The sequence below is a fragment of the Actinomadura sp. NAK00032 genome (assembly GCF_013364275.1).
Classification (GTDB): Bacteria; Actinomycetota; Actinomycetes; order Streptosporangiales; family Streptosporangiaceae; genus Spirillospora.
In genome coordinates this window covers 1853615-1865434 of sequence record NZ_CP054932.1, presented here as the reverse complement: position 1 = coordinate 1865434, position 11820 = coordinate 1853615, and the positions used below count along the sequence as shown (strand labels likewise).

Here is an 11820-nt window from a genome sequence, read left to right as displayed (position 1 = left end):
CGCCCCACAGGGGCGGGCATGCGGGCCACCTGCGCTTTTCCGGGGAATATCCCCGTTACAAATGATCTACGTAACGCAAAAGATAGGTCCCCGTTAGGGTCTTGTCACATGCGGAGAGGTGTTGCAGAGTCAGCAGGAAGAGCCCCGCGACCTGGAGGTGCCAATTGTCACTGAACCACTCGCCGGAGACGCACAGCAAGCTGATCGCCCGGATTCCGCAAGTCACAGGACGTGACATCCCCGAGTGGTTCACCGCCATCGAGAACGGCCCCTCGTTCACCCGCTGCGAGGAGCGCAGCACCTGGCTGGCCGAGGAGCACAACCTCTCGCACGGCTACGCCGCGGCCCTGGTGCGCGAGCACGAGCGCACCCGGCGCGAGCGCCACTACTGACGAAGCACGACCACGGACCCGGTGGGATCCCGCCGGCGGCTGCCCCCGCAGTCGTGCCGCGACGCCGGCACGACCTCGGCGCAGAGATCCCGCACGGATCAGCCCCGCACCGTCCGGCGCGGGGCTGATCATTGCGCGGGCTAGTCGCGCCCGCTGAAGTAGCTGACCAGCCGCAGGATCTCCAGGTAGATCCACACCAGGCTGAGCACCAGCCCGAACGCGCAGTACCACGCGAACTTCTCCGGCGCCCCCTGGCGGACGCCCTGCTCGACGGCGTCGAAGTCCAGCAGCAGGAAGAAGCAGCCGACGAGGATCGCGACGACGCTGAAGACGTAGGCGAGCGGGCTGCCCGGGTCGCGGATGCCGATGCCCTGGTCGCCGCCGAACAGGTGCACGAGCAGGTTGATGATCATCAGCCCGATGAGCGCGGCGCCCGCGGCGATGACGAACTTGGCGAACTTCGGCGTGACCCGGACGATGCGCAGCGCGTAGACGGCGAGCGTCGCGCCGAACGCCAGCGCCGTGCCGATCACGGCCTGGAAGACCACACCGTGGTAGACGTCGTTGTAGGAGTGGCTGACGATGCCGACCACGACCCCGTACACCGCGGCGAACGCCAGCACCAGAGGCGCGTTGGCCTTGCGCCCGAACGTGATGAACGCCCAGATCCCGATCTCGGCGATGAGCGCGACCACCAGCACCGGCACCGCCACCGAGGTGGGAACCGCGACCCAGGCAACAGCCGCAGCAACCACCAGCACGGCCAGGCTAAGAAACCCCCGAACGACAACATCGTCCAAGGTCATGGCCCGCGAGACCGGCGGCGCGTACCCGGGAGCCTGATAACCAGGCGCCCCGTACTGGCCGCCATACGCGGGCGCCCCATATCCGGCGGCACCGTACGCCGCCCCCCGCTGATCGAAGGCGTTCCCCCGAAACGCGGGGTTCCTACTCTCCATCAGAGTCACCACTTTCGGCAGAGATGACCTTCTAATTTACCCAGGGGGGCGACCCCCTGGAACCCCTGTGTTCACCCAGGGGGGCGACCCCCTGGAACCCCTGTGTTTTCCCAGGGGGGCGACCCCCTGGAACCCCCGTCACGGTCGAGAGGCCGTTTCCCCGATCCGCTGGCGCGTCTCGGCGAAACGGCCTCTCGACCGGCGGGCCGGCCGACCTACGGGCGCTGGGCGCCCTACGGCCGCCCGACCCGACCCCCCCGGCACCCGCACCCACACGGACAAACCACAAAAGACACACACAAAGCCGATACACCCAATCGGCGACAGTTCCCAGGCTTGAACCTCAGCCACAAGAACACGGGTCGGGCGGCCGGAGGGCGCCCAGCGCCCGGAGGCCGCACGCCCCGACGGTCGGCGGGCTGTTTCACCGAGACGCGCCAGCGGATCGGGGAAACAGCCCGCCGACCGTCGGGGGTTCCAGGGGGTCGCCCCCCTGGGATAAACAGTGCCCCTGGTCGGACTCGAACCGACACAATGGCTCTTTTAGGGAGCCTGCCTCTGCCATTGGGCTACAGGGGCGGCGTCATCATATCGAGTCAGGGGCCGCCAGCGGCGGGTCCTTTCACGGGGTTTGCGGCCGACGGCCGGGTCCGGCCAGTTCCACAGCGCCAGTCAAGAAGGACGTGCAGACGGCGGGGCGACGGCGGCCGGGCGGCGTTACCCCGTTTCACCTCGGCGGACGGCGATCAGACCGCCGCGTTCTCCTGTGTCTTGCCCGCGGCGAGTTCGAATTCCTGACGCGGCCGTTCCAGCTCGGCGAGCGAGACGATTTCACGGCGGAAGAAGAAGGCGAGCGTCCAGTCCATGGTGATGCGGAACTTGCGGTTGACGGTCGGCATCCGCGACAGGTGGTAGGTGCGGTGCATGAACCACGCGGGGAAGCCGCGCACTTGCAGTCCGTAGACGTTCGCGACGCCCTTGTGCAGGCCGAGGCTCGCCACCGAGCCGACGTAGGCGTGCTTGTACGGCTTGCGCTGCCTGCCGCGCACGTCCGCCGCGACGTTGTCGCCGAGCCGCTTGGCCTGGCGGACGGCGTGCTGGGCGTTGGGGGCGGTGAATTCGCCCTTGCCGCTGAGGTCGGGGACGGCGGCGTTGTCACCGGCCGTGTACACGTGCTCCAAGCCCTCGACGGTCAGTTCGGCGGTGGCCTTGAGACGCCCCTTGTCGTCCACCGGGAGGTCGGTCTCCTTGAGCAGGGGGTGCGGTTTGACGCCGGCCGTCCAGACGAGCGTGCCGGCCTCGAAGTCCTCGCCGTCGCTCAGCACGATGCGCCGTTTCACCGCGGATTTCAGCAGCGTCTTCATTTTGACCTCGATGCCGCGGGCCCGCAGCGCCTCGGCCGTCCAGCGGCCCATCTCCGGGCCCACCTCGGGCAGGATCCGGTCGGTGGCCTCGACCATCACCCAGCGCATCTCGCGGGGGTCGATGGTGGGGTACCACCGGCACGCGTCGCGCGCCATGTCCTCCAATTCGGCCATGGCCTCCACGCCCGCGAAACCGGCGCCGACGAACACGAAGGTCAGCGCCCGCTTCCTGACCTGCTCGTCGTCGGGGTTGGCGGCGGCGATGTCGAGCTGGTGCAGGACGTGGTTGCGCATGAAGATCGCCTCTTCGACGGTCTTGAAGCCGATCCCGCATTCGGCGAGCCCCGGGATGGGCAGGGTGCGCGAGATCGAGCCGAGCGCGATGACGAGCATGTCGTAGGGGATGTCGCGTTCGGCGACGCCGTCGGTCCGCGTCCCGGCCGGGCAGATGGTGACCCGTTTGGCCGCGTGGTCGATCCGCGTCACGAAGCCGTTCACGATCCGGCAGCGGTTCAGGACCTTGCGCAGCGACGCGACCACGTGCCGGGGCTCCAGGTTCCCGGCGGCGGCCTCGGGGAGGAACGGCTGGTAGGTCATGTAGGACTGGGGGTCGATGACGGTGACGGCGACCTCGCCCCGGCGCAGCTCCTTGCGGAGCTTGCGCTGCAGGCGCAGCGCCGTGTACATGCCGACGTACCCGCCGCCGACGATCAGGATCCGCGTCGTGGACCCCCCGTCGCGTGCCGCGGTCCCCGCCGGACCGCTCGGCCGAACTGTTGTTGAAGGCATGTCGGGAGCGATACCCGCCTGCCCGTCCGGCGAACTTCACGGCCACGTCCGGCATCTCACCCGATGTACCGCCGGAAAGGCGGCGGGCCAGGGCCGGACGGGGGCGCCAAGCGGCCGCGGGCGGTGACCGGGACAGGGGCCGGTCACCGCTTCCGGATCGCTTGGCCAAGGCCCTGCCCCGCCGTCGCGGCGGGCACGGCCCGGAACCGGGCTAGCGGTAGTCGCGGGCGCGGGTGAGGACCGCGTCCAGCATGTCCTCGGTGACGCGGCCGGTGAAGGTGTTCTGCTGGCTCGGGTGGTAGCAGCCCAGCAGCAGGACCGGGTCGCGGCGCGTCACCGCGGGCGGCGGCGCCAGCTCGGCCTCCGCGCCGTGGCCGAACTTCGGCCGGGGCCGCGGCACCTCGTAGCCCGCCTGCTTGAGCGCCGGCCACACGCCCTGCCAGGCGAACCCGCCGAGGCACACGATGCAGCGGACGCTCGGCGCGACCATCTCGACCTCGCGGGCCAGCCACGGCAGGCAGGTGGTGCGCTCCAGCGGCGTCGGCTTGTTGTCGGGCGGCGCGCAGCGGACGGTCGCCGCCATCCGCGCGCCGATGAGCCGCTGCCCGTCGCCCGCGTGGACGCTGGTCGGCTGTGAGGCGAGCCCCACCCGGTACAGGGACGCGAACAGCCAGTCGCCCGACCGGTCGCCGGTGAAGATGCGCCCGGTGCGGTTGCCGCCGTGCGCCGCCGGGGCCAGCCCGACGATGAGGACGCGCGGCTCCGGGTCGCCCCAGCCGGCGATGGGCCGCCCCCAGTACTCCTCGCCGGCGAACGCGCGGCGCCGCTGGACGGCGACCTTCTCCCGCCACGCCACCAGGCGGTCGCAGGCCCGGCACACCGACTGGCGGGCGCACAGCTCGGCCAGGCCGGGCGCCTGCGCGGCCAGCTCGACGACCTCGCCGGTGCCGTGCGCGACGGGGGTGTCCGGGGCGGCGGGGTCCTCCGGCCACCCGGATCCGGGCGGCACGAAGGGGGCGTTGGCGGTCGGCATACCACCGATCGTCCCACGCCGTGGCCGGTCGCCGGGCGGTGGCCGGGTTCCGCCGGTGGCGGGTGCGGAGCGGGCCCGGTCGGTACGATGCGTTCGCCGGTCGGGGAGGCGGGTGTCCGGCGCTGCCATTGGGCGAAAGCGGGAGGCGGGAGTGTCGAAACCGGGCTGGTACCCCGATCCCTACGGCACCGGGAGCCTGCGCTGGTGGGACGGCGCGACCTGGACCGAGCGCCTCAACCCCGAGCCGGACCGCCCGCCCCGGCTGCGCCCGCCCGCCCGCGCCGAGGCCGCCGAGCCCCACGCCGCCCCGCACGTCCAGCGACCGAGCTGGGAGCAGGCCCCGTCCGACCAGGCGCTGGACACCTCCGTGCGCGGCCTGCAGCTGCGCGCCGACGAGCAGGCCGTCGCGTACGGGAACGCGTCGTTCCCGTGGCCGCGGGTGGAGTGGGTGGCGTACTGGGCGGCCGAGCGCCCGGCCGGTTCCGGCCACCGGGCCTGCACGCAGTGGATCTTCCAGGCGGGCCGGTTCCCGTTCCACGGCGGCCCGCGCGTCGAGGTGGTGATCGAGCCGGACGGGCTGCCGGGCCGCGGCGGCGAGCCCGAGCAGGTCTGGGGCCGGCTGATCCAGCTGTGCCAGGAGCACTGCGAGCGGCGGCTGGTCACCGAGCTGGCCGGGCGGGTCCGGGCGGGCGAGTCGGTCGACGTGGCGCAGGGCCTGACCGTCCACCCGGGCGGGGTGCGCGGCAACCGGGTGTCGCTGAGCTGGTCGTCGATCTCCGGCGCGGTCGTCGACCGGGGCCGGGTCTGGATCCAGCAGGCCGCCGGCGGCTCCCCGATCCTCTACGTCCCGCAGCAGAACCCGAACGCGGTGCTGATCCCCGCGCTGCTGGCGCGGCTCAAGCGGCAGTAGCGGCCCGGCCGGCCCACCGGCTCACAGCAGGGACCAGGCGATGCCGTCCAGGATGTCGTGCTCGCTGACGACGACGGCGCCGAACCCGTACTCCCGCATGATCCGGTCGAGGATCAGCGCGCCCGCGCCGATCACGTCGACGCGACCCGGGTGCATGACGCCGAACTCGGCGCGCTCGGCCCGGGTGGCGTGCAGCAGGCCGCGCGTCACCTCGTGCACCTGGGTGGCGGTGATGCGCGACAGGTGGATCCGGGACGCGTCGTACTCCGGCAGGTCGAGCGCGATCCCGGCGACGGTGGTGACGGACCCGGCGAGGCCGACGAGCGTGCGCGCCTCGTCCACCGGGACCCGCTCCCGGACGACGGCGAGCGCGGCGTCGATGTCGGCGGCGGCGTTGGAGATCTGCTCGGGCGAGGGCGGGTCGTCCCGCAGGTGCCGCTCGGTCATCCGCACGCAGCCGATGTCGATCGAGCGGGACGCGTCGGCCGAGGAGCTGCCGAGCACGAACTCGGTGGACCCGCCGCCGATGTCGACGACCAGGTAGGGCCGGGCGGGACGCAGCTCGGCGAGCTCGCGGGTGGCGCCGAGGAAGGACAGCTCGGCCTCCTCGTCCCCGCTGATCACCTCGGGGACGACGCCGAAGATGTCGACGACGCCGCTGACGAAGTCGGCGCGGTTGGCCGCGTCGCGGGTGGCGCTGGTCGCCACCACCCGGGTCTTGATCGGGCCGTGCCCGGCGCGGCTGCCGTGCCGCTCGATCAGCGCGGCGTAGCCGCGCATCGCGGTGAACGTCCGCTCCAGCGCGGCGGGCGAGAGCCGGCCGGTCTCGTCGACGCCCTCGCCGAGCCGGACGATCTCCATCCGGCGCTCGACGTCGGTCAGCCGCCCGCCGCCCTCGCCCGGCACGATGTCGGCGATGAGCAGCCGGACGGAGTTCGTCCCGCAGTCGATGGCCGCGACCCGCGTCACGCGTCCTCCCCCGGTTCGGTCTGCGCACCCGGCTCGGCACCCGGCTCGGCCCCCGGCTCGACACAGGGCCCGGACCGCCACCAGTCGGGCAGCGCGTCGAGGGCCTCCCGGCCGAACGGGTTCGCCCCGGGCACCGCCAGCTCGTGCGCGACCAGGGCGTGCAGGCACTTGACGCGGTCGGGCATGCCGCCCGCGCTCTGCATGCCGGCGGGCAGCGGCTCGACGCCCTCCTCGCGGGTGGCCGCGTCCCTGCGGCGCAGGTAGTCCTCGTGGGCGGCGGCGTAGGCGTCCTTGAGGGACGGGTCGTCGGCGAGCCTGGCCTGCATGTCCCGCATGATGCCGCTGCCCTCCAGGGTGCCGATGGCCGAGGCGGCCTTCGGGCAGGTCAGGTAGAACAGCGTGGGAAAGGGCGTCCCGTCGGGCAGCCGGGGCGCGGTCTCGATCACCGCGGGGCGCCCGCACGGGCAGCGGGCCGCCACCGCGCGCACGCCGCGCGGCTCGCGCCCGAGCTGGGCCGCGACGGCGGCCGTGTCACCTGCTTCGATCATCTGTCCCCACCCGCGAGTTCAGCGCGGCCGGTCGGCGGCCTCCACCGATCGCCACAGCGTCTCGTACCAGGGCGGCTTGCGCGCCGGCCCGTCCTGCCGCGCCTGCCGGCCCTCCGCACCGCTGCCGTCCAGCACGATGTAGCACTTTACGTCAGGACGGCAGTAATGGAGCCTTCGCGTGGCCTCACGCTCAATGTACGACTTATCACCCAATTGTTGCTTGCGCAGGGCGAGCTGCTCGACCTGCCGGCGCGCCACCGCCTCCTGGTGCCGCAGGTCGGCGATCTCCTTGCGCTGGGCGATGTACTCCCGGACGGGGTAGGCGAGGCTCAGCGCGATCGCGCACACCACGACCGCGAGGATGGCGGCGCGGCTGGTCAGCGCCGGGTTGCCGCGGCGCCCCCCGGTGCCGTGCTCGTCCGCGGCGCCGTCCCCGGCCGCGCGGTCGCCGTCCCGCCCGCCCTTGCGGCCGGTGCGGTCGTCATCGTCGGCCATCGTCTCCCCTGCCTCCGGCTCGGCCGCCCGGGGCCCGGCGGGACGCGGTCGCCCCCGCCGGGCCCGGGCCTCGGCTCAACCCCGCGCGTCGAAGCGCGGGAACGCGGCGGCGCCGGCGTAGCGCGCCGCGTCGTCCAGCAGTTCCTCGATGCGCAGCAGCTGGTTGTACTTGGCGACGCGGTCGCTGCGGGCCGGGGCGCCGGTCTTGATCTGGCCGCAGTTGGTCGCGACGGCCAGGTCGGCGATCGTGGTGTCCTCGGTCTCGCCGGACCGGTGGCTCATCATGCACTTGAAGCCGCTGGTCTGCGCGAGCGAGACGGCGTCGAGGGTCTCGCTGAGCGTGCCGATCTGGTTGACCTTGACCAGCAGGGCGTTGGCGGCGCCGGACTTGATGCCGCGGCCGAGCCGCTCGGGGTTGGTGACGAACAGGTCGTCGCCGACGAGCTGGACGCGGTCGCCGACGGCGGCGGTCAGGCCCTCCCAGCCGGCCCAGTCCTCCTCGTCGAGCGGGTCCTCGATGGAGACCAGCGGGTAGCCGCTCAGCAGCTCGCCGTAGTAGGCGGCCATGTCGTCGGCGGACCGCTTGGTGCCCTCGAACGCGTACTGGCCGTCGGCGTGGAACTCGCTGGCGGCGACGTCCATCGCGAGCGCGATGTCGCGGCCGGGGGTGAAGCCGGCCTTGCGGATCGCCTCCAGGATGAGGTCGAGCGCGTCCCGGTTGCTCGGCAGGTCGGGGGCGAAGCCGCCCTCGTCGCCGAGGCCGGTGTTCAGGCCCTTGGACTTCAGCACCGACTTCAGCGCGTGGTAGGTCTCGGCGCCCCAGCGCAGCGCCTCGGCGAAGGTGGCCGCGCCGATCGGCGCGATCATGAACTCCTGGACGTCGACGTTGGTGTCGGCGTGCGCGCCGCCGTTCAGGATGTTCATCATCGGGACGGGCAGCAGGTGCGCGTTCGGGCCGCCCACGTAGCGGAACAGCGGCAGGCCGGCCGAGTCGGCGGCGGCCTTGGCGACCGCGAGGCTGACGCCGAGGATCGCGTTGGCGCCGAGCGCGGACTTGGCGGGCGTGCCGTCCAGGTCGACCAGGAGCTGGTCGATCAGCCGCTGGTCGGACGCCGGGTAGCCGACGAGCTTCTCGTCGATGGTCTCGTTGACGGCCTTGACCGCGTTGCGGACGCCCTTGCCGCCGTAGCGCTCACCGCCGTCGCGCAGCTCCACGGCCTCGAACTGGCCGGTGGACGCGCCGCTCGGCACGGCGGCGTGCGCCTCGGTCCCATCGGCGAGCAGGACCTCGACCTCGACGGTCGGATTGCCGCGGGAGTCGAGGATCTCCCGGGCGAGTACGGCCTCGATCGACGACACGGGGAACCCCCTGAGGAAAAGCGGATGGTCGGTGCGGTCACCGAGCCTATCCGCGCCGCCCCCGCGCCGACCAACGGGCTCGCCGTTCGCATAGAGGACAGCCATGACGAAACCGTTCCGGAACGGGGACTTGACGCAGGGCTTGCCAGCCATATCTACTATTCAGGTCTATCCGACTTGATTGATAGGAAAACAGGGCAATGCTTCGAGGACTCACCGGGCGCATCACCGCGGCGGCACTGGCCGCCCTGGTCACGGCGGGCGCGCTCGGCGCCTGCGGCGACGGCGGGGGAACCGGCGACGGTGGCGGGTCCGGGGGGCCGCTTAGGCTCGGGTACTTCCCCAACATCACGCACGCCACCGCCCTCGTCGGCGTCGAGAAGGGCATCTTCGCCAAGCACCTCGGCGCCGCGCCGAAGACGGCGACGTTCAACGCCGGCCCCGCCGCCGTCGAGGCGCTGTTCTCCGGCGCGATCGACGCGACGTTCGTGGGGCCCAACCCGTCCATCAACGCGTGGTCGAAGTCGCACGGCAAGGCCGTCCACATCATCTCCGGAGCGGCGTCGGGCGGCGTCTCCCTCGTGGTCAAGCCCGGCATCAAGGGCGTCCAGGACCTGCGCGGCAAGCGCATCGCGACCCCGCAGCTCGGCAACACCCAGGACGTCGCGCTCCGCCACTGGCTCAAGCAGAACGGCCTCACCGCCAACAAGGACGGCAGCGGCGACGTGAAGGTCGTCCCGCAGGAGAACGCGCAGACGCTCCAGACGTTCGCGCAGGGCGACATCGACGGCGCCTGGGTGCCCGAGCCCTACGCGTCCCGGCTGCTCCTGGAGAGCAAGGGCAAGCGGCTGCTGGACGAGAAGTCGCTGTGGCCGGGCGGCAAGTTCGTCATCACCAACCTCCTCGTCAGCCAGGAGTACGCGAAGAAGAACCCCGAGCAGGTGAAGAAGCTCCTCCAAGGCGTCGTCGAAGCGACCGACTACATCAACCAGAACCGGGCGGACGCGGAGAAGGTGACCAACGACGCGCTCACGAAGCTGAGCGGCAAGCCGCTCAAGCAGGACGTGCTGGCCTCGGCGTTCAAGGAGATCGACTTCACCGTCGACCCGGTCGCGTCCTCGCTCACCGCCGGCGCGCGGCACGCCGAGGAGATCGGCCTGCTCGACAAGACCGACCTCGCCGGGATCTACGACCTCGCGCCGCTCAACGCGGTGCTCAAGGCGGGCGGGAAGCCGCAGGTGGGCGACCGATGAGCGGGACGGCGGCGGTCCGCCTCGACGGCGTCTCCAAGGCGTTCGGCGGCGGCCGGTCGGCGCTGCTCGCGCTCGACCGGGTCTCCCTGGACGTGGCGCCGGGCGAGTTCACCTGCCTGCTCGGCGCGTCCGGCTGCGGCAAGAGCACGCTGCTGAACCTCGTCGCGGACCTGGAGGAGCCGAGCGCCGGGACGATCGACACCGCGGGCGCCCGCGTCGCGCTGATGTTCCAGGAGCCCGCGCTGTTCCCGTGGCTGACCGTGACGGGCAACCTCGAACTCGCGCTCAAGATGCGCGGCGTGCCCCGCGCGGAGCGGCGCGGGCGGGCGGCGGAGCTGCTCGACTCGGTGCACCTCGGCGACTTCGCCAAGAAGCGCCCGCACCAGCTGTCCGGCGGCATGCGCCAGCGCGTCGCGCTCGCCCGCGCGCTGTCGCTCACCGAGGGGGCGGGCGGCGACGCGGCCGGCAAAGGCGTGGCCGGCGGGGACGCGGGCGGGCGGCGGACCGTCCTGCTGATGGACGAGCCGTTCGGCGCGCTCGACGCCATGACCCGCGACCTCCTGCACGACGAGGTCGAGCGGATCTGGCGCGAGCGGAACCTGACCGTGCTGTTCGTCACCCACAACGTGCGGGAGGCGGTGCGGCTCGGCGACCGGGTCGTGCTGCTCAGCAGCCGTCCCGGCCGGGTGGTGGAGGAGTTCCCCGTCCCGATGGGGCGGCCCCGGCGGATCGACTCGCCGGAGGTCGCCGCGCTGGCGGCCGCCATCACCGACCGGCTGCGCGAGGAGGTCGTCCGGCATGGCGCATGAGGTGCTGAAGAAGGGCGGCCCGGCGGACGGCGGGCCCGCGGACGGCGGCGCCGCGGACGGGCGCCGCGACCGGGAGCTGGCCGGGCTCGACGCCCTGGAGCTCGGCGGCGGGACGCGGGTCCGGCTCGCCCGGCGGGCCTGGTCGGCGGCGTGGCCGATGGCCGCGGCCGTGCTGATCGCGCTCGCCGCCTGGCAGGTGGTGGTGTGGAGCGGCTGGAAGGACCCGTGGGTGCTGCCCGGCCCCCGTGACACGCTCCCGGTGTTCTGGGACCAGGTCACCAGCGGGCGGTTCTGGGAGGCGGTCGCGCTGACCATGCGCCGCGCGCTGGTCGGGTTCGCCCTCGCCGTCGCCGCCGGGGTGCTGACCGGCGTGCTGGTGGCGCGGTTCCGGGTGCTGCGGCGCGCGTTCGGGTCGCTGATCACGGGCCTGCAGACGATGCCGTCGATCGCGTGGTTCCCGCTCGCCATCCTGCTGTTCCGGCTGAGCGAGAGCGCGATCCTGTTCGTGGTGATCCTGGGCGCGGCGCCGTCGATCGCCAACGGGCTGATCGCGGGCGTCGACTACACCCCGCCGATCCTGCTTCGCGCGGGGCGGGTGATGGGGCTGCGCGGCGTCCTGCTGTACCGGCACCTGGTCATGCCGGCCTCGCTGCCGGCGTTCGTGGCCGGGCTGAAGCAGGGCTGGGCGTTCGCGTGGCGCAGCCTGATGGCGGGCGAGCTGCTGGTCATCATCGGCGACACGACGTCGCTCGGCGTGCTGCTCTCGCAGGCCAGGGAGCTGAACAACACCGCCGACATGATCTCCTACATGCTGGTGATCCTGATCATCGGGATCGTGATCGACCAGCTGTTCGGGGTCGCGGACGGCGCCGTCAGGCGGCGCTGGGGCGTGGACGCGGCATGACCGGGTTTTACCCGTCCCCCGCGGTGGCGTTTGCCG

At 72.5% G+C, this 11820-nt stretch carries 12 protein-coding genes and 1 tRNA gene; 5 read left to right on the top strand and 8 right to left on the bottom strand.

The features are described from left to right. Window positions 1-164 precede the first annotated feature (164 nt). Window positions 165-392, top strand: a complete 228-nt coding sequence (locus HUT06_RS08725) for a DUF4287 domain-containing protein (protein ID WP_176195246.1) — start codon at window positions 165-167, stop codon at window positions 390-392. Between the two features lie 140 nt (window positions 393-532). On the opposite strand, the gene HUT06_RS08720 is transcribed toward HUT06_RS08725, so the two are convergent. From HUT06_RS08720 to HUT06_RS08705, 4 genes are all read right to left on the bottom strand, one after another. Next, window positions 533-1351: a Bax inhibitor-1/YccA family protein gene (locus tag HUT06_RS08720; protein ID WP_176195245.1), complete on the bottom strand. Its 819-nt coding sequence runs from the start codon at window positions 1349-1351 to the stop codon at window positions 533-535. Between the two features lie 506 nt (window positions 1352-1857). Next, window positions 1858-1930 (bottom strand) — tRNA-Leu (locus HUT06_RS08715). A 167-nt stretch (window positions 1931-2097) separates the two neighbouring features. Next, on the bottom strand, window positions 2098-3504 hold the full coding sequence (locus HUT06_RS08710; RefSeq protein ID WP_176195244.1) for an NAD(P)/FAD-dependent oxidoreductase: 1407 nt from the start codon (window positions 3502-3504) through the stop codon (window positions 2098-2100). Between the two features lie 211 nt (window positions 3505-3715). Further along, window positions 3716-4537 carry a uracil-DNA glycosylase gene (locus HUT06_RS08705; protein WP_176195243.1) on the bottom strand — a complete coding sequence of 274 codons (822 nt, stop codon included), beginning with the start codon at window positions 4535-4537 and terminating at the stop codon, window positions 3716-3718. 151 nt (window positions 4538-4688) lie between these two features. Between HUT06_RS08705 and HUT06_RS08700 the strand changes: the two genes are divergently transcribed. Further along, window positions 4689-5447 (top strand): DUF2510 domain-containing protein, encoded by a 759-nt coding sequence (locus HUT06_RS08700; RefSeq protein WP_176195242.1) that lies wholly within the window; start codon window positions 4689-4691, stop codon window positions 5445-5447. Window positions 5448-5468: 21 nt separating this feature from the next. Here the strand turns inward: HUT06_RS08700 and HUT06_RS08695 are convergent, their stop codons facing one another. The 4 genes from HUT06_RS08695 to eno all read right to left on the bottom strand — a co-directional run bounded on the left by HUT06_RS08695 (window position 5469) and on the right by eno (window position 8818). Next, on the bottom strand, window positions 5469-6416 hold the full coding sequence (locus HUT06_RS08695; RefSeq protein WP_176195241.1) for a Ppx/GppA phosphatase family protein: 948 nt from the start codon (window positions 6414-6416) through the stop codon (window positions 5469-5471). Continuing rightward, on the bottom strand, window positions 6413-6964 hold the full coding sequence (locus HUT06_RS08690; protein WP_176195240.1) for a DUF501 domain-containing protein: 552 nt from the start codon (window positions 6962-6964) through the stop codon (window positions 6413-6415). The genes HUT06_RS08695 and HUT06_RS08690 overlap by 4 nt, the downstream gene beginning before the upstream one ends. 18 nt (window positions 6965-6982) lie before the next feature. Beyond that, window positions 6983-7459 carry a septum formation initiator family protein gene (locus HUT06_RS08685; RefSeq protein ID WP_176195239.1) on the bottom strand — a complete coding sequence of 159 codons (477 nt, stop codon included), beginning with the start codon at window positions 7457-7459 and terminating at the stop codon, window positions 6983-6985. A gap of 75 nt (window positions 7460-7534) precedes the next feature. Beyond that, window positions 7535-8818 (bottom strand): phosphopyruvate hydratase, encoded by a 1284-nt coding sequence (gene eno, locus HUT06_RS08680; protein WP_176195238.1) that lies wholly within the window; start codon window positions 8816-8818, stop codon window positions 7535-7537. A 200-nt stretch (window positions 8819-9018) separates the two neighbouring features. Between eno and HUT06_RS08675 the strand changes: the two genes are divergently transcribed. Genes HUT06_RS08675 through HUT06_RS08665 form a run of 3 tightly spaced genes read left to right on the top strand, consistent with a single transcriptional unit; the run spans window position 9019 to window position 11784 of the window. Next, window positions 9019-10071, top strand: a complete 1053-nt coding sequence (locus HUT06_RS08675; protein WP_176195237.1) for an ABC transporter substrate-binding protein — start codon at window positions 9019-9021, stop codon at window positions 10069-10071. Further along, window positions 10068-10880, top strand: coding sequence for an ABC transporter ATP-binding protein (locus HUT06_RS08670; RefSeq protein WP_176195236.1), 813 nt, complete (start codon window positions 10068-10070; stop codon window positions 10878-10880). The genes HUT06_RS08675 and HUT06_RS08670 overlap by 4 nt, the downstream gene beginning before the upstream one ends. After that, window positions 10870-11784, top strand: a complete 915-nt coding sequence (locus tag HUT06_RS08665; RefSeq protein ID WP_176195235.1) for an ABC transporter permease — start codon at window positions 10870-10872, stop codon at window positions 11782-11784. The genes HUT06_RS08670 and HUT06_RS08665 overlap by 11 nt, the downstream gene beginning before the upstream one ends. Window positions 11785-11820: the final 36 nt, after the last annotated feature.